We start from the raw sequence: 22,365 nt of genomic DNA, 5'->3' as shown, positions 1-22,365 counted from the left end.
TGTTTTGCCAAGAAAACATATGTAATTCAAAATGTTTTCGAGGCAAAAAGAGGCTCTCAGAGCTGCTGAGGCGGTTGTAGAAACTGACGCTTCAACCCCGCTTGACTTGTGTGTACACCCTAGCTCCCACAGGGGAGGGGTTGGGGTGGGGCTATGCCAGCTGATTACACCCCCTTACATCCGAGTTGTCCATCCGGCCCAGCACTTCAAACGAGCCATCCGGATGCTGCCGGGCCAGATCTTTGGTTTCCAGAAAAGCACAGGAATCCACGTTGGCCAGGTCAATAACGTTTATGGCCCCGTCGGGGCGGGAGGCGGAGACCGAAAACGGGTCGGCGGGGTCGCGGAGCAGAATACGGAGCGGCGCGGGGCAGTGGAAGCGGCCGTCGCCCCGGCTGTAGGCCTGCGACAAGAGCTCGGTCATCCCATATTCGGAGTGGATGCCGGCGGGCCCAAAAGCCTGCTGCAGTTCGGCGTGCAGCTCTTCCCGGATCATTTCGCGGCGGCGGCCTTTCATACCCCCGGTTTCGAGCACCGTGAGGTTTTGCAGCTCCGGCGCAGCCCCCACTTCAGCCGCCAGGTCGAGCAGGGCGTAGGAAACCCCGATGAGCAGGACGCGGCGGCCGGTCTGCTGCTTGGCTTGGGCCAGCGCCCGGAGCAGCGCGGCATGGTCGCGCAGGAAAAAAGCCGGTTGGCGCTGGCCGGATTCTTTGGCAAAGTAGTCGACCATGGCCACCAGTGAGGACTGGCCCTGCTCCAGATAGGAGGGCAGGAGGGCCAGAAACGTGTAGTCGGTTAGCGGACCGTAGAGGCTTTCAAAAATTCGGGCCGCGTTGTGGCGGTAGAGCAGCGGGTCGCGCACGAGGTGACGACTACGCTGCGGCAGCGTGGTGCCGCTGCTCAGGAACGTTTCCTGCGGCTCCCAGCCGGCGGGCTCGGTGCGGACGTCGTGGGTTTTGAAAAACTCGATGGGCAGAAAGGGGATATCCTCCAGCCGCTGAACGGCTGCGGGCCGCCGACCCAGCGCGGCCAGCCACTGCCGGTAGGGCGGGCACTGCGCGGCCTGATGCCGGAACAGGCGCAGGGCCAGATCCTCAAATGTAGCGGGGCGAAGAGCAGACAGCTCGGACAGATAAGCGGGGCGGAAACTCATTCTATAAGGGCGGGGTTAGCGGATAAGGGTAACAAACCCGGCAGCACATCGTTGAGAAGTCGTACCTTCCCTCATTCGCGGTGGAAGCTGTTCCGGACCCGTTTTTCTATTTCCTATGGCCATGTTACGTACTCTTTCAGGTTCGCTGCTCCTGCTTACTGCGTTGGCCGTCAGCTCGTGCATAAGCCCGCCGGATTTTCCCAGCACGCCCAACATCGAGTTCAAGGAGTTGAAAGTGACCCGGATCACTGATCCTAATCCCAACATTGTCCCGCAGGATCAGGTAGCCGTAACCGTCAGCTTTCAGGATGGCGAAGGCGATTTGGGCCTGACCAACGACCAGAAAACCAAGGGCAGCCCCTACTACCAGGATCCTCAGCAGGGCGCCCCGCGCAACCGCAACTTTTACAACTACTTCATCACGATATTCCGGCAGAACGGCCAGGGCAGATTTGAGCCCGTACCGCTCGTGGACCCCCGGTTCCCCTACGACTCCACCTTCCCTCCCCTCGACCCGGAGGGAGGCAAGGCCGCGCCGCTGAAAGGGGATCTGACGTTTACCACGAATTTCGACATCGACACCGATAAGCCTATTAAACCCGGCGACATCATCCGCTTCGAGATAAGCATCATGGACCGGGCCCTGAACGAAAGCAACAAGATTACTACCACTTCCTACCTGGTGCAGCCCTAGCGCAAGGTGAATACGGGCCAAGAAATGGCCGGCTGGAATATCCAGCCGGCCGTTTCTTGTTCTTCCCCAAACGGCCCCCGGCCGGCCAGCCCGGCTGAGCTACCCAGCCAATGCGTTTAACCCGGCGCTGGCTACCCCGGCTACCTAGTAAATGGCCGGGAAGCGCTTGGGCTCGGCTTCGTGCATCAGCTCGTACACGGCATCGAACACGTCCTCGGCGTTGGGCTTGCTGAAGTAGTCGCCATCGGAGCCGTAGGGCGGGCGGTGGGGCTGGGCCGCCAGGCAGCGCGGCTGCGAATCGAGGAACTGGTAGCCCTGCTGCTCGTCGAGCACGTGCTGGAGCATGTAGGCGGTGGCGCCGCCGGGCACGTCTTCGTCGGCGAAGAGCACGCGGTTGGTTTTGCGCAGGCTGTCGGCAATCACGTGGTCCAGATCGAAGGGCAGCAGCGTCTGCACGTCGATAACCTCCACCGAAATACCCACTTCGGCTAATTGCTTCGCGGCATCCATTACGATGCGGCACATCGAGCCGTAGGTTACTACGGTGAGGTCGGTGCCCTTTTGCAGCACTTCCGGCACGCCCAGCGGTAAGGTAAACTCCCCCACGTTCTGCGGAATCCGCTCCTTGAGGCGGTAGCCGTTCAGGCACTCAATCACCAGGGCCGGCTCGTCGGAGCGCAGCAGCGTGTTGTAGAAGCCCGCCGCCTGGGTCATGTCGCGCGGCACGAGCACGTGCATGCCGCGGATGCTGCTCAGAATCATCCCCATGGGCGAGCCGGAGTGCCACACGCCTTCCAGCCGGTGCCCGCGCGTGCGCACGATGAGTGGCGCTTTCTGCCCGCCTTTGGTGCGGTATTGCAGGCAGGCCACGTCGTCGCTCAGAATCTGAATGGCGTAGAGCAGGTAGTCGAGGTACTGGATTTCGGTGATGGGCCGCAGCCCGCGCAGCGCCGCCCCGATACCCTGGCCCACAATCGTGCATTCGCGGATGCCGGTGTCGGTCACGCGCAGCTCGCCGAATTTCTCCTGCAAGCCGGCAAAGGCCTGGTTCACGTCGCCAATGCGGCCCACGTCCTCGCCGATGGCGAAGATGGTTGGGTCGCGGCGGAAGTTGGCTTCAAAGCAGGCCTGCAGCACTTCCCGGCCATCGACGGGCGCGGCATCGGCGGCGAATTCAGCGGGCACGACGTCGATGTTCAGCGCCGCCTGCTCGCTCTGGCTGTAGAGGTAGGAGTTGTAGCGGTCAGCGTTTTCGGCCAGCGCCTGCTCCAGGTAGTCTTTCAGATCCTGACGGGCGTTGCTGCGCTTGGCGCGCACGAAGCGCAGAGCCCGGCGCACGGTGCGCACGATGTCGGCACGGATGGGCGTCGGGTTGTGGCGCAGGTGCTCCACCATGTCGTGCAGGGAATTTTCTTCCCCGGTTTCGGCTACCAACGCCTCCAGCAGGGCCACGGCTTCGTCGCGCTCCTGCTTGATGGGGTTGAAGAAAGCATCCCAGGCCGCTACGCGGGCCTGCTTGACAACGTCCTTGGCCTCGGTTTCAATCTGGTTGAGCTCGTCTTCCGCGGCGTGGCCTTCGGCCAGCAGCCACTGGCGCATCTTGCGCAGGCAGTCGTGCTCCTCTTCCCAGCCGAGGCGGTCTTTACTCTTGTAGCGCTCGTGCGAGCCGGAGGTGGAGTGGCCCTGGGGCTGGGTTACTTCCGTCACGTGGATCAGCACCGGCACGTGCTCGCGGCGGCATACTTCGGCGGCCCGCAGATAAGTATCGACCAGAGCCGGGTAGTCCCAGCCTTTCACCACGAAAATCTCGAAGCCCTGCTCGCCGGGCGCGTTGCGCTGGAAGCCGGCCAGAATCTCGCTGATGCTCTGCTTGGTGGTCTGGTATTCGGCCGGCACCGAGATGCCGTAATGGTCGTCCCACACGCTCACCAGCATCGGAATCTGCAGTACGCCGGCGGCGTTGATGGCCTCGAAGAACATGCCTTCCGAGGTGCTGGCGTTGCCGATGGTGCCGAAAGCCACTTCGTTGCCGTTCACCGAAAACTGGGTCAGCTCGTGCAGCTCCGGGTTCTGGCGGTAGAGCTTGGACGCGTAGGCCAGGCCCACGAGCCGGGGCATCTGGGAGGCCGTGGGCGATACGTCGGCGGAGGAGTTTTTCAGCTCCGCCAGGTTCTTGAAGTTGCCGTCCTCGTCCAGCAGGCGGGTGGCGAAGTGGCCGTTCATGGCGCGGCCCGCGGTGGCGGGCTCCGCCTCGACATCGGGGTGGGCGTAGAGCTGGGCGAAATACTGCTGCCAGGTCAGCTCCCCGGCGGCCAGCATAAAGGTCTGGTCGCGGTAGTAGCCGGAGCGAAAGTCGCCGGGCTGGAAGGCGCGGGCCATGGCCAGCTGGGGCAGTTCTTTGCCGTCGCCGAAGATGCCGAACTTGGCTTTGCCCATGAATACTTCCTTGCGGCCCGCGAGCGAGGCGTGCCGGCTTTCCCAGCCCAGGCGGTAGTCACGGAGCAGGTCTTCTTTGCTAAGGGCAGCAGTAGCCGCGACGAGAGGTTCAGCAGTGGGCATAAGACGGATGGGCGGGGATTTTAGCGGGCGGAAAAGATACTGAGAAGGCCGGCGCCGAAAGCAGGCCCACAAAAGTACGGATTTGGCCGCGACGTTCAACACGGGACCTTTCCCGGCCCTGGTACGAATCAGCCTGGTTTTTATCTATCTTTGACTTACGGAGCTACAGGCGGCTCCGCCTTGCGTCAACCTACCGTCAGCTGACCCTTATGAAAACTTTCTCCTCTTTGCTGCTGAGCCTCGGGCTGTTGCTGATCCACCTCGGGGCCCAGGCCCAGGGCGTGCTGAAGTTTGACAAAGAACTTCACGACTTTGGCAACGTAGCCGAAGGCACAATGGCCACCCACGAGTTCAGGTTCAAAAATACCGGCACCCAGCCCATCATCATTGCCAACGTGCAGGCCAGCTGCGGCTGCACCACGCCCGACTGGACCAAGACGCCCGTGATGCCGGGCAAATACGGCATGGTGAAAGCCGTATACAGCAGCGTCGGCCGACCCGGCGTATTCAACAAAACCGTTACCGTGACCAGCAATGCTTCCACGCCCAGCACGGTGCTCAGCATCAAGGGCAACGTGCTCGACAAGCAGCAGGTGAAAGCCACGCTCACGCCCGCCCAGCTGGCCCAGTCGCCCCGCCTCACCCTGGATCGTACCACCCACGACTTCGGCAAGATGGAAGCCGGCCAGCAGCCCTCGGCGCGCTTCACGGTGAAGAACACCGGCAAGCAGGACCTGATCCTCAGCCAGATCAGCTCGACCTGCAACTGCGTGGGCTACAAGAATACCCCGGCCCCCATCAGGCCCGGCCAGAGCGGAGTTGTGGAGCTGATCTACGGCCAGCGCCAGATCGGGCAGATGTCGGATGTGGTGACCATCTCCTCCAACGACATGACCGGCGATACCCGGCTGACGCTGAAAGCCAGCGTAGTGCGCGACCTGAACGGGACAAGCATGATGAAGGAAAACGGCGTGGCCGTCCCGTTCAAGTGAGCTGGTGATTACAGCGGTTTTCAAGCTGGTGTACAGTTTTCAAATGAATTAAAAATGAAGAATTAAAAACTTGTTGATCAGGCTTTTAATTTTATTCATTACCGCGGAAACTGCTCTAGATAAATCGTTGTCATCCTCCATCTGTCGTCCGCTTGCGAAGGACCTTCCTCCGCTACCCAGTCGGCCCCATTACATGAGCAACGCCCTTTTCCGGCCAGCGCGGGAAAGGGCGTTATGCATTGAAAGGAGTTTGGTAGTGACGAAGAGGAAGGTCCTTCATTCCGCTTCGCTCCCTTCAGGATGACAAACGATTTACCTAATCCCCGGAATCCTGAGACGCCCAAATCCCGCACTCGTTAAGCCGGCGACATTGCTTATCTTTGCGGCCGTTTTCCCCCTTGTCCATCCCACCCTTCACATCCTTTAGTTTCTGCCATGCTGATCGGCGTACCGAAAGAAATCAAGAATAACGAAAACCGCGTGGGCCTGACGCCTGCCGGAGTAGCTGAACTGCGCAAGCATGGCCACGAGCTGTTCGTGCAAAGCACTGCCGGGTTGGGCAGCGGTTTCCAGGACGCCGAATACGAGCAGGCCGGCGCTACCGTACTGGCGACCATCGAGGAAGTGTACGCCAAGGCGGAAATGATCGTGAAGGTGAAGGAGCCCATTGCGTCGGAATATCCGCTCATCAAGGAAGGCCAGCTGCTGTTCACCTACTTCCACTTCGCCAGCGGCGAAGAGCTGACCCACGCCATGATCGAGCGTAAGGCCGTATGCCTGGCCTACGAAACCGTGGAATTGCCTACCCGCGCCCTGCCCCTGCTCATTCCGATGAGCGAAGTGGCCGGCCGCATGGCCCCGCAGGAAGGCGCGAAGTACCTGGAGAAACCCCTGAAAGGCCGCGGCATTCTGCTCGGCGGCGTACCCGGCGTGAAGCCGGCCGAAGTGCTGGTGCTGGGCGCCGGCATCGTGGGCACGCAGGCCGCTAAAATTGCCGCCGGTCTGGGCGCGCTGGTGACCGTGATGGACATCAACCTGAACCGCCTGCGCGAGCTCGACGACTTCATGCCCAAGAACGTGGTGACGCAGTACTCGAACGAGTACAATATCCGCGCGGCCGTCAAAACCGCCGACCTCATCATCGGCGCGGTGCTGATTCCGGGCGCCAAGGCTCCCCACCTCATCACCCGCGACATGCTCAAGACCATGCGCCCCGGCACCGTGCTGGTCGACGTGGCCGTGGACCAGGGCGGCTGCATCGAAACCTGCAAGCCCACCACCCACGAAGACCCGACCTTCATCATCGACGACATCGTGCATTACTGCGTGGCCAACATGCCGGGCGCGGTTCCCTACACCAGCACCCTGGCCCTGACCAACGCCACGCTGCCCTACGCCGTGAAGCTGGCGAACCTGGGCTGGCAGAAAGCCTGTCAGCAGGATCCGGCTCTGCGCCTCGGGCTGAACGTGGTCCACGGCGAAGTGGTGTACCAGGGCGTCGCCGATGCCTGGAACCTGCCGATGGTAGATGTAAACACCGTACTGGAGGCCGTAGCGGTCAATTAAAAATTGAGAATCAAGAATTAAGAATTGAGCGTTCTGATGGCCGTGAAGCCGTCGGGACGCTCAATTTTTACTTTGATTCTACCCCGGTCCGGGGTCAGACTTCAGCAACCCACCCGCCAAAGGAGTTGTCTTCCAACACCAGAAAGACAATTCTCAATTTTTAATTCTTAATTCTTACCTGATTTGAAGGGGATTATTTTTCAGGGCCGTCCGGTTGCGGATGCCCAGACTTTCGCTCTGCTGCCGGCTTACCTGCAGGATTTTCTGCGGGCCCAAAACGGTGTGGTGGCTTACTTTGGCGGTCTGCACATCCGGGGCTGCTGCCAGACCCCGGCCTGGCACAACCTGGGAGCGGCCTGGAACGGGGAGCAGGCCTTCTGGAAGCTCTACCGCCGCGTGCAGCCGACCGACATTCCGTTTGCCCAGGATTGCGTGGGCAATCAGTTTTTGCTGCGCGGCGACGCCGTGCTTTTCCTCGATACCGAAACCGGCGAAGTAGCCGACCTCGAAGTGGACTTCAAGCACTTCCTCTTCGGCATCGAGAAGTTTCCGCTCGATGCGCTGGGCATGGAGCCGCTGCGCACCTTCCAGCACCAGGGCGGCGTGCTGGCGCCTGGTCAGCTGCTGAGCGTATACCCGCCCGTCTGCATTCAGTCGGCTACGCAGGAGCCCACCCTGAAACCGCTGCCGGGGCTGGAACGACTGGCGTATCTGGCCGCCTTCTACGCCCAGATTAAAGACCTGCCCGATGGGCAGCGTCTGCAGTTTGCCCCGAAAGCCTAGCCGTTGGTGCCCTTCCCTTCTCCCCTGCTGCGGCTGCTCCTGCGCCGGCTGGCCCTGCTGCTGGTCGTGTACGGGCTGCTGCGCCTGGGCTTCTACCTGGCCAACTACGCCACGTTTCGGGAGGCTGCGCCCGGCCAGGTGCTGCTGGCTTTCGGCCATGGCCTGCGGTTCGATGTATCGGCTATCCTGCTGCTGAACGTGCCTTTCCTGCTGTTCTCGCTGATTCCGGCGGCCGGGCCGGCCTGGCAGAAGCTGCTGCGGGCTTTGTTTCTGCTGCTCAACTCCCTGGGCCTGGCGCTCAACCTGATTGACACGCAGTATTTCAAATTCATTGGCCGGCGTACCAGCAACGAGCTCTTCACCATCACCGGCGACATTGGGCGGCAGGCCGGGCAGCTGGTTGGGCAGTACTGGTTTCTGTTCCTGCCGTTTCTGGGGCTGCTGCTGCTGCTGGGGTATTTCTACCCCATGCCCGCCCCTGCTAACCTCCGGCAGCCGCCCGCTGCCCGCGCCTGGCGACGATTGGGTCAGCCACTGCTGGAGGTAATGCTGGTGGCGGGCCTCACGGTGCTGGGCATCCGGGGTGGGCTGCAGCTGAAGCCCCTGCGCACGGGCCACGCCTTCATGCAGACGCCGCCCGTGCTGGGCCACGTGGCGCTGAACAGCACCTTCACTTTTCTCAAAGGCCTCGGCTACCAGGCGCTGGAGCGGCGGGAGTTTTTCCGCTCACCGGCCGCCGTGCGGCAGGCGCTGGCCGCCCACCCGCCCGCCCCCCGGCCCGGGGCTCCCCGCGACAACGTAGTGATCTTGCTGGTTGAAGGCTTTGCCTCGGAGTATACCGGTATCGAAAACGGGGGCCGGGGCTACACGCCCTTTTTCGACTCCCTGGCCACGCAGGGACGTTTTTTTCGGGAGCACTACGCCAACGGCCGCCGGTCCATTGAAGCGCTGCCGGCCGTGCTGGCGGGGTTGCCCTCGTTGCTGGAAAGCCCGTTTATCACCTCCAACTTCCAGACCGACGAGCTGCACGGCCTGGGCGAGCTGCTGGGCCGGCAGGGCTACGCCACGTCGCTGTTTCACGGGGCGCAGAACGGCACCATGGGCTTCAACACCTTCAGCGGCATTGCCGGCATCCAGCAGTACTACGGGCTGAACGAGTACCCCGGCGGCGCGAAAAGCCCGGACTTTGATGGCCACTGGGGCATAGCCGACGAGCCCTACCTGCAGTACTTCGCCCGGGAGCTGACCAGGCAGCAGGAGCCCTTCTTTGCCACGGTTTTCACCCTCACCTCCCACGAGCCCTTCGAGGTACCGGCCCGATACAAAGGCCGCTTCCCGGTCGGCACGCTGCCCATCCACGGCGTCATCGGCTACACTGATTTCGCCCTGCGGCAGTTTTTCCGGACCGCTGCCCGCCAGCCCTGGTATCAGCATACGCTGTTTGTTCTGCTGGCCGACCACACCTCGCAGACCGACCGGCCCGGGTACCAGAACACGCTCGGCAGCTACAAAACGCCGCTTTTGCTTTTCCACCCCGGCCGCCCCCTGCCCGCCGCCGACGAGCACCGCATCACCCAGCAGGCCGACGTGCCGGCCACGGTAGTTGATTTGCTGAACGTGCCGGCCGACAAGCAGCTGCTGCCCTTCGGCTATTCCGTCTTCGACTCCACCAACACCGGCCGGGCCTTTTTTCTGAGTGGCAGCTCCCTGTTTCTGGTACACCGCGACTTCGTGACCGAGCTGACCACCGACGACCAGGTTCGGCTCTACCCCTACCAGACTCACTTTATTCCTGCCGAAGCCCTGGCCCGGCCGGACCCGGAGAAGCAACGGCAATACGGCCAGGAGCTGAAGGCCGCAACCCAGTTTTATACCGATGGGCTGCTCGACAACAAGCTCTACCGGTAGCGGCCGCGCTTAAGCCGGGGCGTCGTCTGGTTTGAGCCGGGCATGAATGGCGCGTATTTCCTCCCTGTCGATAGGCTTGTGAATCGGGCCCGCCACCAGCTCGTACTCCCGGGATTTCGCCAGGTCGGATAGGGCCAGGGAGGAAGTGAGGATGTAGATGTGGCAGCGCCCGAGGAGTTCGGCTTCGTAGGGAGCCAGCGCGTCCAGAAACTGCCAGCCATTCATTCCCGGCCTGTTCAGATCCAGAAACACCCCCTGCGGCGCGTCCCCGGCCGTGTCTCTGACCAAAGTATCCAACGCCTGCCGGGCCAACTGAAACGTGCTGATAGAATTTGAAAACCTCTGGACCCGCAACAGTTGCTCGGTCAGATAAATGCCGAGGTCATCGTCGTCAATGAGGTATATTTTCATTCGCATAGGCCTTAAAGCAGAGCGTAAATTCGGTTCCCTGGCCTACCTGGCTGCGCACGGTAATCTTGCCACCCCTTGATTCGACGTGGGCCCTGACCAGAAACAGACCAATGCCGCGCCCCGTTTTATCGGCGTGGAAGCGCCGGTAAAGCTGGAATACCGTGTCGTCTGCCTGCGGCTGGTCGAAGCCCGCGCCGTTGTCGCGCACCACGATGGTCACGGGCCGCCCGGGCGCGGCGGTAGCCTAGAGGGTGATGCGCAGCGGACGGGCGTCGGCGCGGTACCGGATGGCGTTGGAAACCAGGTTGTGGAAAATGCTGTGAAAATAAGCGCGGCGGCCCGGCACCCGCAGCATCGTCGGTATCTGACAGGTCAGCTCCGCCCCGCACGCCTGCAGCAGCTCGTGCATCGTCACCAGCTCCTGGTCGCACACCTCGGCTACGGCTACCGGCTCGGGGCGGTAGCAGCCCGGCTGGTCGCGGATAGAGAGAATATCGTTGACGTCCGTCAGCACGCCGCCCAGCCGCTGGAGGCTAGTGCTCAGGTTGCGGAGCGAGTCGTCGAATACGGCGGCCGTCCTATCCACCCGCGGGCGGTGGTCTAAGTTGTGGTGAATCGGCGATTATGCGCGTCCATGCACCATTGAATGCGCCGGTGATGCATGGTCAGGCACTGGCTAAAGGAACAGGATTTGCGCACCAGTACCCCGCAGCGCTGGCGTAGGGAACAGTTGATGGCTTCCACAAGGCTGGTTTGTCCGCTGCCTTTGGCGCTGGGGTGGTGCGCAGCTTTCGGCAAAATGGCCGCCTAGGCCTCCCATTGATCGGTTTAGTAGGTTGGGTGGTGCTGGTAGGCGGCCAGCACCACCACGTGGCACCGGGCAAGCTGGCCGGGCTGAAGAAAGCAAATTGGCGCGACCAGCCGCAGCATCCCAGCCCCCCCTGCCTATCATTCCGCCCGCGTCCCCGCGTAGGGCGGAATTTCGGCCAGCCGCTCATTGGTGCGCAGCTCGAAATCGACCCGCCAGCAGTAGTGCTGCAGACCGTTGGTGAGCAGCAGCAGCGGGGCCCCGATGGTCTGGTTGTAAGTAGCCGCCTGGTGGGCCGTGGCCGCCGTGATGGGTACTGAGGGCGCTTTGCACTCCACCAGCAGCAGGGTTTTGCCGTCGGGGCCGAAGGCGCAGAGGTCGGTGCGCTTCCGGCGCTGGTTGTAGGCGTGGGCCCGCTCCAGGCTCAGCAGGCCCTTCGGATAGCCCAGATGGTCAATCAGGTAGTGCACGATGTGCTGGCGCACCCACTCTTCGGGGGTCAGCACAATATATTTGCGCCGCAGGATATCCCAGATCTGCGGGTTTGGGCCCGATTGTGTAAGTTTGTAGGCGAAAGGCGGCAGGTTCAACTCTTGCATCACCTCCAAAGGTACAGCCCGGAGCCTCAGCTACCGCTTTTCTCCGGCACCGTCGTACCCTTTGGTCCGACGGTTTTTTTATTTGGGATCTTGGGGGCTTGGTTTTTCCGGTCTGTCATTCTGAAGCTGGCCGCTGGTTGCCAAGAACCTGATGCCCGTTGAACGACACGTAGAATAACGACCAGTTTGCACCTTATTTGGATAGGACTTACGCAAAATACTTTCACGCAGTGTTTCGCAGTGTTAAACCGCAGTGTTTCGCAGTGCGAGGACGTTAAACACTGCGAAACCCTGCGGTTTAACACTGCGAAACACTGCGTGAAATGGCACCAGGAGGGTTTTGCGTAAGTCCTATTGGATTGTCCGCTCTGCTCAGAACGACAGCCCCCAACAAACCAAGACCCCAACAAACCAAGACCCCAAGACCCTAACCAACTAAGACCCCAACCAACCAAGACCCCATATGAAATCAAAAGCTGACATCGTCGAGAACTGGCTCCCGCGCTACACCGGCGTGCCCCTGGGCGAGTTCGGGCAGTATATTCTGCTCACCAACTTCATCAACTACGTGACCATGTTCGCCGAGCAGTTCGGCGTGGAAATCCGGGGTATTGACAAGCCCATGCAAACGGCCACGGCCAACAACATCACCATCATCAACTTCGGCATGGGCTCGCCCATGGCCGCGACGGTAATGGACCTGCTCAGCGCCGTTAAGCCCAAAGCGGCCCTGTTTCTGGGGAAATGCGGGGGCCTGAAAAACAAAACCAAGCTCGGCGACCTGATCCTGCCCATCGCCGCCATCCGGGGCGAGGGGACGTCGGATGACTACCTGCCTCCGGAAATTCCGGCCCTGCCGTCGTTCCGTCTCCAGCGGGCCGTGTCGTCCATGATCAAGAAGCACGAAAAGGACTACTGGACCGGCACGGTGTACACCACCAACCGCCGGGTGTGGGAGCACGACGAAAACTTCAAGGACTACCTGCGCCAGATCCGGGCCATGGCCGTGGACATGGAAACGGCCACCATCTTCACCGTGGGCTTCGTCAACGAAATTCCCCACGGCGCCCTGCTGCTGGTGAGCGACAACCCGATGACGCCGGAAGGGGTGAAAACCTCCGAGAGCGACAAAAAGGTAACCACCGATTTCGTGACCTCCCACCTGCAGATCGGCATTGACTCGCTGATTGAGCTGCAGACCTCGGGCGAATCGGTGAAGCACATGCGCTTCGAATAACGCCCGCACTACCGTTCTGCTTACGGCTCCGGCCGCCACCACCCTGGTGGCAGCCGGAGCCGTTTTGTTTTCCATTTAGCCTGAAGCAAAGCCCGACATTGGGGAAGTCCTGCTATTATTGAGCTTCCGAGCCGACCTTATGAGCACCGCCACCCCCGTTTACCTTGACCTCGCCTACCGCAACGAGTCCACTATGCTCGTAGGCCGCTGGATGCGGTCGGTGATGCCCTTCGAGCTGCACCGGGGCTACGCGGCCGTGCTCGATCTGGCCGATGAGCGGCAGTGCCGGTACTGGCTGCTCGATATCCGGCGCCGCTCCAGCGTGGACGCGGCCGACGTGCACTGGATGCTGGAAGAGTTTTATCCCCAGCTCCAGCCCCGCCTGGGCGGCACCACTTACCTGGCGTTCCTGATGGCCCCGCACCAGCTGGCCGGCGTGCTGGCTAATGCCGCCATTCCGCCGTTGTCCATTACCGACGGCCGGCCCTACCGCATCGAGCGGTTCACCGAGGAGCACAGCGCCGTGGCCTGGCTGGGCGAATGCCAGCGGCAGGATTCGACTCCGGGCTGAAGCATGGCGTAGCCGGGACCGTTACGTACCTTCGGCGCATGACTTCCCCCCTCCGCTCCTGGCTCCTGTTGGGGCTGCTCGGCTTCTTCGGCTGCCAAAGCGCCTCCCGCCAGCCCGCCGACCTGCTCGTGTACAACGCCACCGTGTACACCGTCGACTCCACGTTCTCCACCGCCCCGGCCTTTGCCGTGCACGACGGCAGGTTCGTGGCCGTAGGCACGGCCGAGGAGCTGCGGCAGCAGTTCACGGCCAGGCAGGAAGTTGATGCCCAGGGCCAGTTCGTGTATCCGGGATTCTACGACGCCCACTGCCACTTCTACCGCTACGCCCTGGGGTTGCGCGACGCCGACCTGACCGGCACTACGTCCTGGGCTGCCGTGGTGCAGAAGCTCCAACAGCAGCGCCGGCAGTTTCCGCGGGCGGCCTGGCTCACCGGCCGGGGCTGGGACCAGAACGACTGGGCCATCAAGCAGTTTCCCACCAAGGACACGCTGGATAAGCTCTTCCCCGATGTGCCGGTCTTTATTATCCGGGTCGATGGGCACGCGGCGCTGGTCAACCAGAACGCCTTGGATCTGGCCGGCATCACCCTGAAAACGCCCATCCGCGGCGGCGTTATCACGCGCAACGGCCAGGGCCGGCTGACGGGTTTGCTGGTGGATAATGCGGTGGACCTGGTGGCGGCGAAAATCCCGGAGCCGACGGCTGCCGAAGCCGAGGCCGCCCTGCTGCAGGCCCAGCAGCGGTGCCTGGCCGTGGGCCTCACCAGCCTGGCGGATGCCGGGCTGGATAAGCCCAATATCGACCAGCTGGCCGCGCTGCAACAGCAGGGCAAGCTCAAGCTGCGCCTCTACGCCATGCTCAACCCGACGAAGGCCAACAAGGATTTCTACTTCCGCAACGGCCCCGTATTCACCGACCGGCTCACCATCAACTCCTTCAAGGTGTATGCCGACGGCGCGCTGGGCTCCCGCGGGGCCTGCCTGGTGGAGCCGTATGCCGATCAACCCAAGGAAACCGGCTTTCTGCTGTCCACGGAAAAGGAATACCGGGCGCTGGCCCGGGAAATTGCGGCCAGCAAGTTCCAGATGAACACCCACGCCATCGGCGACTCGGCCAACCGCATTATCCTGAACATCTACGGCGAGGCGCTGCGGGGCCGGAAGGACCGGCGCTGGCGCATCGAGCACGCCCAGGTGGTTACCCCCGCCGACATGGGCAAGTTCGGGCAGTTCGGCATCGTGCCCTCGGTGCAGCCCACCCACGCCACCTCCGACATGTACTGGGCCGGGGAGCGGCTGGGCGCGGCGCGGCTGAAAACGGCCTACGCCTACGAAGAGCTGCGCCAGCAGTACGGCCAGGTCGCCATCGGCTCCGACTTTCCGGTAGAAGACATCAACCCACTCTTTGGCTTCCACTCCGCCGTGGCCCGGCAGGATGCCAGGAACTTCCCTACCGGCGGCTTCCAGCCGGACAATGCCCTGAGTCGCCCCGACGCTTTGCGCGGCATGACCACCTGGGCTGCCCACGCCGCCTTCGAGGATAAGCAGAAAGGCCGCATCAAGCCCGGCATGGCCGCCGACTTCGTCATCCTGGACACGGACTTGCTGCAAGCCCCCGCCCCCAGGCTGCGCGGCGCCAAAGTGCAGCAGACCTGGATTGCCGGGGAGAAAGTGTTTTCAATTAAGAATTAAAAATGAGCCGTTCAACGATTCCTCATGGGGCGTTGAACGGCTCATTCTTACTTCCTGCTGTTACGCAGGCAACTTTGGCAACTGGCGTTGCAGGTTGTTTCTCGTTTCTGGTTGCTCGGTTCTGGTTGAATGGGCGCCCAAAAAACGGCTCAAAAACGGCCAACCAGAAACAAGCAACCAGCAACCAGAAACACACTGCGTAACAGCAGTATATAGTATATAGGTTACTGCTACTGGTGAGCAGCGCTGCCAACCAGCTCCGGGCTGGTACCCGGCACATCGTCGCGTAGCTTGCGGCCGCGCAGGCGGAGCAGGAAGATCAGCCCCAGGATGAAGAACACGATGAGCGACAGAATGCTGTTGCGCATCGAGCCCGTCCATTGCGCGATGATGCCGAACACGGCCGTACCAATCACGATGCTGAGCTTCTCCGTCACGTCGAAGAAGCTGAAGAAAGCGGCCGTATTGGGGGTATTCTCGGGAATAATCTTGGAATAGGTGCTGCGCGACAAACTCTGCACGGCCCCCATGGTGAGGCCAATAACGGCGGCCAGGGCGTAGAAGCTCCAGCCGGCCTGCACGTAGTAGCCGGCCACGCAGATCAGCATCCAGATGAAGACCGCCCAGCTCAGGGCCCGGGTGTTGCCGATACGCTCCGAGAGCCTGGAAAACAGGTAAGCGCCCAGAATACCCACAATCTGGAGCAGCAGAATGGTCAGGATCAGGGCCGAGCTTTCCAGCTTCAGCTCCTCGTCGCCGAAGATAGTGGCCACGTACATTACCGTTTGCACGCCCATATTGTAGGTGAAGTAGGCCAGCAGGAAACGTTTCAGGTTGGGCAGCTGCCTGAGCTGGGCCCACACCTTACCCAGCTCGTGGAAGCCGTTGAGCAGCCAGCCGGAATCAGTGGCGGCCCCGGCGGCGCGGCCGGGGTCGGCGGGCAGAGTCAGGAAGGGAATCTGGGCAAAGCCGGCCCACCACACGCCCGTGAGCAGAAACGCCAGCCGGGTGGCGAAGCCTTCTTCCAGGCCGAGCGTTTCATGGCCCATAATCAGGCCCAGGCACACCAGCAGCAGCAGCACCGAGCCGATATAGCCCATCGAAAAGCCCCGCGCCGACAGCGAGTCGTACTTCTCCTCCGAGGAAATCAGCGGCAGGTAGGAGTTGTAGAACACGATGGAACCCGAGAAGCCAATGGTGGCCGAAATAAATACGAAGGTGCTGAGCGTGAGCGTATCGGGCGTAAAGAAGAACAGCGCGGCGCAGGATACGGCCCCCAGGTAGCAGAAGATCTGCATAAACAGCTTCTTGCGCCCCGAGAAGTCGGCCAGCGACGTCAGAAACGGGCTGATGATGGCAATGAAGAGGAAGGCCGCCGAAATGGCATAGGTGAGCAGCGAGGAACCCGGCACGTCAAAGCCCAGGAAATTCACCGGGCTTTTGCCGCTGTCGGTGCCCGTCACCTGCTTCACCATAGCGCCCCAGTAAATGGGAAAGATGGAGCTGGTGATGACGAGCGGATACACTGAGTTGGCCCAGTCGTAGAAGGTCCAGCCGCGGGTGATGCGCTTGTCGTCCTTGGGAATATTCTCGAAAGAGGCATCCGGCGCGGCGGCGGGGGCAGTAGAGGCAGACGTTATCATAGAGCGCAGAGGTGGCGGTGTGGTGACGGGCAAGATAACGGGAATTCGGCGTTGCCGTTGCCGGGTTTGGGCAGCAGCTTACCGCTCAGCTTTTATTCGGGGGTAAAGCGGCGGCCGATTCAGCCAGCAGCGCCGCGTACTGCGCCGGCGTGTCCACGTCGATGCGGCCGGCCGGAAAAGCTACCGTAGCTACCAGCTGCGGGTGCTGCCTGAGCAGCTGGCCGGCCCCCGCCCCATCGGGCAGCGCCCGCAGCAGTGGCAGGGCTTCGGCCGCGAAGAGTACCGGCACGCCCCGGACCCCATCGTATTCGGAGGCCACAATGGGCTGGCCGGTGGCGGTGTGGGTTGCGCCCAGCTGCCGCAGGAGCGCGGGCGTTACGTGGGGCTGGTCGCAAAGCAGCACCGTAACAGCCGCCGGTTCCTCCCCCGATTGTTCCAGGGCGGCCAGCCCGGCTTTCAGCGAAGCGCCCATACCCCGCGCCCATTCAGCGCAGCGCACTACGGTTAGCGGTAGCCCGGTCAGCTCCGGCAGCAGCTCATCGTGCAGGGCCCCGGTAACGACAACCACCAAACCGCCTGCGGCCGCGGCAACGGCCGTTTCGGCGGCACGGCGCAGCAGCGTTTGCCCTTCGTAGCGAAGCAGCTGCTTGGGCTGGCCGAGACGGGACGAGGAGCCGGCGGCCAGCAGCAGAAGGGAAGTACGGAGCATAACCGGAGCAGGCAGAATTTGGGGAGTCGGCCCGGCCGGCGTTCAGGACCACCGGGTAAAGCTTCCGACCGAAGGCCAGCGCGAAATACGCCCGGGGTGAAGCGCCGCGCCAGCAATATCGCCCGACTTATTCGCCGATGGCGCAGCCGGCGCTGACCCGGCCTTCCGCGGCCAGCGGGCCATCGGCCCACTGGGGCGGGTGAATCGGGTGGGGCGAGTCGCGCAGGAAGCCGGCGGGGCGGCCCGTGAGGACGGCCTGGATTTCGGCAACAACAGACAGCGCTATTTCCTCCGGCGTCTCGGCCCCCAGGTTCAGGCCGATGGGGCTGTGCAGCCGCCCAGCCAAGAGCTGAGCCGCTTCGGGCACTTCCTTTTCCAGATCCTGCAGCAGCCGGTCGTACTTCTTGCGCGGCCCCAGCAGCCCGATGTAGCGGCCGGGGGCGGCCAGCAGATGCTTTAGCACGGCCAGGTCGTAGTAGTAGTTGTGGGTCATCAGCAGGGTGAAGCTGCCGTCCTGCGGTTCCGTCGGCACCTGCGCCAAGGGCACTACCCGCACGGCTTCGGCTTCGGGAAAGCGCTGGGCCTGAGCCTGGGCAGGCCGACCATCGACCACCTGCACGCGCCAGCCCAGCCCCGCGGCCAGGCGAACCAGCGGCGGCACATCGTTGCCGGCGCCATACACGGTAAGGCGCACCGGCGGCCGCAGAATTTCCAGGCTCACCCGCACGGTTCCCGCGCCGGCGGGATAGTGCCGGGTGGCGGGCTGCCCAGCCCGTAAGGCGGCCCGGGCATCAGAAACAATGGCCTCGTAGAGTTCCGCGCTGGCCGGCAGGCTGCCCTCCGCCACGCCGTCGGCCAGGAGCAGGAGCCGCTCCCCCACCGCTACGCCACCGCCGGCACCCGCCGTGCTGAATACGGTAGCAACCACGGCGGATGCTTCCACTCCTTCAACCCAGCGGCGCAGCAGCTCCACGGGGTTAGCGGGGTTGCGGAAGTCGAGGGGTTCGAGCAGGATCTGTACGATGCCCTGGCAACCCAGCGCGGCCCCGAATTGCAGGTCATCGTCGGGGTCGGTAGAGTCGTAGGTGACGACGGTGGGGCGGCCCTGCTGAATGGTGCGCCGGGCCCGCTGGCGGGCGTCGCCTTCGAGGCAGCCCCCGCTAATAGCCCCGGTCAGCTGCCCCTCATCCGTGACCAGCATCCGGGCCCCGGGCCGACGGTAAGCCGAGCCGGCCACATCCACCACCGACGCCAAAGCGCAGGCCCGGCCGGCGGCCCGGTACTCATCATAGGCCATTAAGAGACGCTGTAGTTCGGTCATAACGAAAAGGTGTAGCTGCCAGCCAATACGGCAGACCAGGGCTGAGGATACGGAGAAACGGCGGGGCCTACAGCAAAAGCGAGTTGCCGGCCTCAGCGGAGGCGGGCAGCTCGCTTTTAGCCTCAGCTCCGCTTACACCTGCGTCACCTTTGCTGCCAGCACCTTATCGGGCGTGATTGGCAAACTGCGGATGCGCTTACCGGTGGCGTGAAACACGGCGTTGGCTACGGCCGCGGCTACGCCCACCATCGAAATTTCCCCGATGCCCTTCACCCCCATAGCGTTAATGTAGGGGTCATGCTCGTCGATGAATTCCACCGTCATATCCGGGATGTCGGCGTTGACGGGAATATGGTAGTCGGCCAGGGAGGAGTTGGTGTAGCGCGAGTAGCTCTGGTCGCGGTGGGTGCTTTCCATCAGGGCGCTGCCGATACCGAAAATGCTGCCGCCGATAATCTGGCTGCGGGCCGTTTTGGCGTTGAGAATGCGGCCGGCCCCGTGCACGCTCACCCAGCGCTTAACGTGCACCGTGCCCAGGTCGGGGTCGACTTGCACTTCGCAGAAGTGAGCCCCGAAGGAGTGCATGGCGTGTTCAACCTTCCTGTCCTCGGCGGTACTGGTGGCCAGCCCGGTTTCGTAGCCCGCGCCGTACTTGCCGTTGCCGTTGCCCTCGATATCGGTCATTTCGGCCCGCTTCATCAGGGCCATGAAGTCCTCGCCTTTGTTCTTGTTGGCCTTCAGCACCATGCGGCCCTGCTCTACCGCTACATCGGCGGGCCTGGCGCGGAACAGCGGCGACTTCTTATCCTGGGTGGCCAGCCTGATGAGCTTCTGCCACACGTCCTGCGCGGCCATGTACACCGCCGACGAGACGGTGCCGGCGGCCACCGAGCCCCCGGAGTTAGGCGCCGTGGGCAGGCGGGTGTCGCCCAGCTCGAAGCGGATTTTATCCGGAGTAACCCCCAGCGCGTCGGCGGCTACCTGCGTCATCACGGTATAGGTGCCCGTGCCCAGGTCAGTAGCGCCGCTCTGCACCACGGCGTGGCCGTCGGCGTAGAGGCGGACGCGGGCCGTGCCCTGGGAGTTATGCACCGGGTAGGAGGCCGTAGCCATGCCCCAGCCCACCAGCAGGCGGCCGTCGCGGGTAGCGCCGGCTTTAGGGTTGCGCTTGCTCCAGCCAAACAGCTCGGCCCCGCGGGCGTAGCACTGCTTCAGGCTCTTGCTGCTCCAGGGCTTATTGGTGCTGTAGTCTTTGTCGGCGTAGTTCAGCAGCCGGATTGCCAGTGGGTCCATCCCCAGTTGGTAAGCCAGGTCGTCCATGGAGCACTCGATGGCAAACGAGCCGGGCGCTTCCCCGGGGGCCCGCGTGAAGGTGGAGGTCATCACGTTGGCGCGGGCCAGCTGGTACGTCGCCTCAAAGTTGGGGCAGGCGTAGAGCAGGTCGATAATCCGGCTGTTGGGCTCCGAGTAATTGTCCCAGGGCGACGTGGTAGAGGTTTTCTCGTGGATCAGGGCCGTGAGCTTGCCTTCTTTGGTAGCGCCCAGCTTCAGCGTCTGGGTCTGGTCTTCGCGGTGGCCCATGCTGGTGAACATCTGCGGCCGCGTCAGCGAAAGCTTCACCGGCCGGCCCACGGCTTTGGCGGCCTGCACCGTCAGGATGGTATGGGGCCAGCAAGAGCCTTTGCAGCCAAAGCCGCCGCCCAGGTATTTGGTGACGACGCGCACCTGTTCCTGGGGCATCCCGAGCATGGTGCTCAGGGATTTCTGCGTCCGCGTCACGCCCTGGGTCGACTCGTACACCGTGAGGCGGTCGGGGGCTTCCCAGTGGGCCGTGGTAGCCCCCGGCTCCATCGGGTTGTGGTGGTTGATGGCGTGAACGTAGGTGTGAGTAAGCTGGATCGGCGCCGCGGCAAAAGCCTCTTTGGCGTTACCGCGCACGGTGTGGCCCGGGGTTTTGCCGTCCTGCACTTTCAGCGGGTCGAAAATCTCCGCTTTGGGGTCTTCGTACGAAGCCAGGGGCTTTTCAACGGCCACGTTCACCCGCACCAGGGCCGCCGCGTGCTGGGCGCGCTCCAGCGTATCGGCCACTACGACAACGACCGGCTGGCCGGCGTAGTGAATCCGGTCAGTGGTCAGGGGCAGAAAGCCCATGGGGGCGCCAATGGCTTTCTTACCTTCCGCGTCGTTGGGCGTCCTGGCCAGCGCGGGCAGGTTCTGGTGGGTGAGGATGGCCAGTACCCCCGGCTCCTTCAGGGCGGCGCTGGTGTCGATGCTCTGAATGCGGCCCTTGGCGACGTCGCTGGTTTTGAGGACCGCGTGCACCAGCCCCGGCAGCACAAACTCGGCCGAGTACCTGGCCTGGCCCATCACCTTGGCCCGGCCATCTATCCGGTCCAGCGGCTGCCCCACGACGCCCGCTTTGGGGTTTGTTTCAAAAAAGGTTGGTTCTGCGGTATCCATAAGTTGATGGTGCTTAGTGCGTGGTACCCGGTGCCTGGTTGTTCTACTGCCGCAGCACCGGCGGCCGAAACGTAGTCGAACGCGGCGGCGGGCTGATGCGGGCTGGTAACCCGGTGGGGCGGCCGGGCGGCTGCGGTTTCGCCGCAGCAGGACGTTCTGACCGCTTCGTTCCGGCTTTTTAGCCGGCCACTTTCAGCAGGGCCTGCACCAGCGTGTTCTGGGCCAGCTCTACTTTAAAGGCGTTTCCCTTGCGCGGCTGGGCTCCGCGCAGGGCGGCGGCGGCGGCGGCCCGGAAAGTAGCTTCGGTGGCCGGAGCGCCGGTCAGCACCTTTTCGGCTTCGGGCGAGCGCCAGGGCTTGGTGCCCACGCCGCCCAAAGCCACGCGGGCCGAGCGGATAGTACCGCCCTGCACGTCGAGGCCTACGGCGGCCGAGGCCAGGGCGTAGGCGTAGCTGGCCCGCTCCCGCACCTTGAGGTAGGTAGAGCGCCGGGCGTGAGCAGCGGCCGGAATAGTCACGGCCACGATCAGCTCCCCGGGTTCCAGCAGGGTTTCCTGCTGGGGCGTTTTGCCCGGCAGCAGGTAGAACTCCGTGATGGCCACGCGGCGCTGCTTGCCTTTGGCGTTTTCCAAAGTCACCACCGCGTCCAGCGCGGCCAGGGCCACGGCCAGGTCGCCGGGGTAGGCAGTGGCAATGCAGGAGTCGCTGGTACCCAGAATGGCCAGGTTGTGGTTGTCGCCTTCCAGGGCGGGGCAGCCGGAGCCGGGGAGGCGCTTATTGCACGGAAAGGCGGCGTCGCGGAAATAGCCGCACCGGGTGCGCTGCAACAGGCAGCCGCCGATGCTGGCCATGTTGCGCAGCTGGGGCGAGGCCGCCAGCAGCAGCGCTTCCGACACGGCTGGGTACTGCTGCAGCACGAGCGGGTGGTCGCCCACGTCGCTCATGCGCTCCATGGCCCCGATGCGCAGCCCATCGGCAGTGGGCTCAATCCCCTTGAAGGGCAGCATGTTGATATCGACCAGCTGGGAATGCACGGCCAGGTTGGCCTTCATCAAATCGAGCAGCGTAGTGCCGCCGGCAATGTAGGCGGCCTGGGGCTGGTCTTTGCGCAGGCCCGTGGCTTCCTTGGCCGAGCTGGCCTGGGTATAGCTGAAGTTGTTCATCTTTCTAGAGGTTGGGGCTTGGTTGGCAGGGCTTAGGGTGGGATGGTCGGCCGGGAGGATTTCGTGCTGAATAAACGACCTCCGCACCGGGCACC

At 63.1% G+C, this 22,365-nt stretch carries 19 protein-coding genes; 8 read left to right on the top strand and 11 right to left on the bottom strand.

The genetic code is table 11. The annotated features are described in order from the left end of the window. Positions 1-151: 151 nt before the first annotated feature. Entirely contained in the window at positions 152-1,153 is a 1,002-nt protein-coding gene (locus tag ABD833_RS01740) for an acyl-CoA synthetase family protein (protein WP_345070561.1), read from the bottom strand. A 121-nt stretch (positions 1,154-1,274) separates the two neighbouring features. Between ABD833_RS01740 and ABD833_RS01735 the strand changes: the two genes are divergently transcribed. Continuing rightward, positions 1,275-1,847 (top strand): hypothetical protein, encoded by a 573-nt coding sequence (locus tag ABD833_RS01735; protein WP_345070560.1) that lies wholly within the window; start codon positions 1,275-1,277, stop codon positions 1,845-1,847. Between the two features lie 144 nt (positions 1,848-1,991). Here the strand turns inward: ABD833_RS01735 and ABD833_RS01730 are convergent, their stop codons facing one another. After that, entirely contained in the window at positions 1,992-4,406 is a 2,415-nt protein-coding gene (locus tag ABD833_RS01730; protein WP_345070559.1) for an alpha-ketoacid dehydrogenase subunit alpha/beta, read from the bottom strand. 209 nt (positions 4,407-4,615) lie between these two features. Here ABD833_RS01730 and ABD833_RS01725 point away from each other — a divergent pair, with 209 nt between their 5' ends. The 4 genes from ABD833_RS01725 to ABD833_RS01710 all read left to right on the top strand — a co-directional run bounded on the left by ABD833_RS01725 (position 4,616) and on the right by ABD833_RS01710 (position 9,655). Then, complete coding sequence (locus ABD833_RS01725; protein ID WP_345070557.1) at positions 4,616-5,398, top strand: DUF1573 domain-containing protein; 783 nt, start codon at positions 4,616-4,618, stop codon at positions 5,396-5,398. 435 nt (positions 5,399-5,833) lie between these two features. Continuing rightward, positions 5,834-6,964: an alanine dehydrogenase gene (gene ald, locus ABD833_RS01720; RefSeq protein WP_345070555.1), complete on the top strand. Its 1,131-nt coding sequence runs from the start codon at positions 5,834-5,836 to the stop codon at positions 6,962-6,964. Positions 6,965-7,147: 183 nt separating this feature from the next. Beyond that, positions 7,148-7,747 carry an SMI1/KNR4 family protein gene (locus tag ABD833_RS01715; protein ID WP_345070554.1) on the top strand — a complete coding sequence of 200 codons (600 nt, stop codon included), beginning with the start codon at positions 7,148-7,150 and terminating at the stop codon, positions 7,745-7,747. 6 nt (positions 7,748-7,753) lie between these two features. After that, positions 7,754-9,655, top strand: a complete 1,902-nt coding sequence (locus ABD833_RS01710; RefSeq protein ID WP_345070553.1) for an LTA synthase family protein — start codon at positions 7,754-7,756, stop codon at positions 9,653-9,655. Positions 9,656-9,664: 9 nt separating this feature from the next. Here the strand turns inward: ABD833_RS01710 and ABD833_RS01705 are convergent, their stop codons facing one another. From ABD833_RS01705 to ABD833_RS01690, 4 genes are all read right to left on the bottom strand, one after another. Next, the gene (locus ABD833_RS01705) at positions 9,665-10,066 is read right to left on the bottom strand and encodes a response regulator (protein ID WP_345070552.1); all 402 of its coding nucleotides are present in this window, start codon (positions 10,064-10,066) and stop codon (positions 9,665-9,667) included. After that, positions 10,047-10,286, bottom strand: coding sequence for an ATP-binding protein (locus tag ABD833_RS01700; RefSeq protein ID WP_345070551.1), 240 nt, complete (start codon positions 10,284-10,286; stop codon positions 10,047-10,049). Before ABD833_RS01700 ends, ABD833_RS01705 begins: the two co-directional genes overlap by 20 nt. A gap of 24 nt (positions 10,287-10,310) precedes the next feature. After that, positions 10,311-10,652, bottom strand: a complete 342-nt coding sequence (locus ABD833_RS01695; protein WP_345070549.1) for a sensor histidine kinase — start codon at positions 10,650-10,652, stop codon at positions 10,311-10,313. A 362-nt stretch (positions 10,653-11,014) separates the two neighbouring features. Beyond that, the gene (locus ABD833_RS01690; RefSeq protein WP_345070548.1) at positions 11,015-11,473 is read right to left on the bottom strand and encodes a type I restriction enzyme HsdR N-terminal domain-containing protein; all 459 of its coding nucleotides are present in this window, start codon (positions 11,471-11,473) and stop codon (positions 11,015-11,017) included. Between the two features lie 463 nt (positions 11,474-11,936). On the opposite strand from ABD833_RS01690, the gene ABD833_RS01685 reads away from it, so the two are divergent. The 3 genes from ABD833_RS01685 to ABD833_RS01675 all read left to right on the top strand — a co-directional run bounded on the left by ABD833_RS01685 (position 11,937) and on the right by ABD833_RS01675 (position 14,975). Continuing rightward, entirely contained in the window at positions 11,937-12,710 is a 774-nt protein-coding gene (locus ABD833_RS01685) for an AMP nucleosidase (protein ID WP_345070547.1), read from the top strand. A 139-nt stretch (positions 12,711-12,849) separates the two neighbouring features. Next, on the top strand, positions 12,850-13,281 hold the full coding sequence (locus ABD833_RS01680) for a hypothetical protein (RefSeq protein ID WP_345070546.1): 432 nt from the start codon (positions 12,850-12,852) through the stop codon (positions 13,279-13,281). 38 nt (positions 13,282-13,319) lie between these two features. Next, positions 13,320-14,975, top strand: coding sequence for an amidohydrolase (locus ABD833_RS01675; protein WP_345070545.1), 1,656 nt, complete (start codon positions 13,320-13,322; stop codon positions 14,973-14,975). Between the two features lie 230 nt (positions 14,976-15,205). Here ABD833_RS01675 and ABD833_RS01670 read toward each other — a convergent pair whose 3' ends face one another. From ABD833_RS01670 to ABD833_RS01650, 5 genes are all read right to left on the bottom strand, one after another. Continuing rightward, entirely contained in the window at positions 15,206-16,618 is a 1,413-nt protein-coding gene (locus ABD833_RS01670; RefSeq protein ID WP_345070544.1) for an MFS transporter, read from the bottom strand. 85 nt (positions 16,619-16,703) lie between these two features. Continuing rightward, positions 16,704-17,327, bottom strand: coding sequence for a nucleotidyltransferase family protein (locus ABD833_RS01665; RefSeq protein WP_345070542.1), 624 nt, complete (start codon positions 17,325-17,327; stop codon positions 16,704-16,706). A gap of 127 nt (positions 17,328-17,454) precedes the next feature. Next, the gene (locus ABD833_RS01660; RefSeq protein ID WP_345070541.1) at positions 17,455-18,648 is read right to left on the bottom strand and encodes an XdhC family protein; all 1,194 of its coding nucleotides are present in this window, start codon (positions 18,646-18,648) and stop codon (positions 17,455-17,457) included. A 132-nt stretch (positions 18,649-18,780) separates the two neighbouring features. Next, positions 18,781-21,108 carry a xanthine dehydrogenase family protein molybdopterin-binding subunit gene (locus ABD833_RS01655; RefSeq protein WP_345070540.1) on the bottom strand — a complete coding sequence of 776 codons (2,328 nt, stop codon included), beginning with the start codon at positions 21,106-21,108 and terminating at the stop codon, positions 18,781-18,783. A 178-nt stretch (positions 21,109-21,286) separates the two neighbouring features. After that, positions 21,287-22,270 carry an FAD binding domain-containing protein gene (locus ABD833_RS01650; RefSeq protein WP_345070539.1) on the bottom strand — a complete coding sequence of 328 codons (984 nt, stop codon included), beginning with the start codon at positions 22,268-22,270 and terminating at the stop codon, positions 21,287-21,289. Between the last annotated feature and the right edge of the window lie 95 nt (positions 22,271-22,365).

It is taken from the genome of Hymenobacter fastidiosus, assembly GCF_039539565.1.
GTDB classification, from domain to species: domain Bacteria; phylum Bacteroidota; class Bacteroidia; order Cytophagales; family Hymenobacteraceae; genus Hymenobacter; species Hymenobacter fastidiosus.
This window is presented reverse-complemented; position numbering and strand designations above follow the sequence as displayed.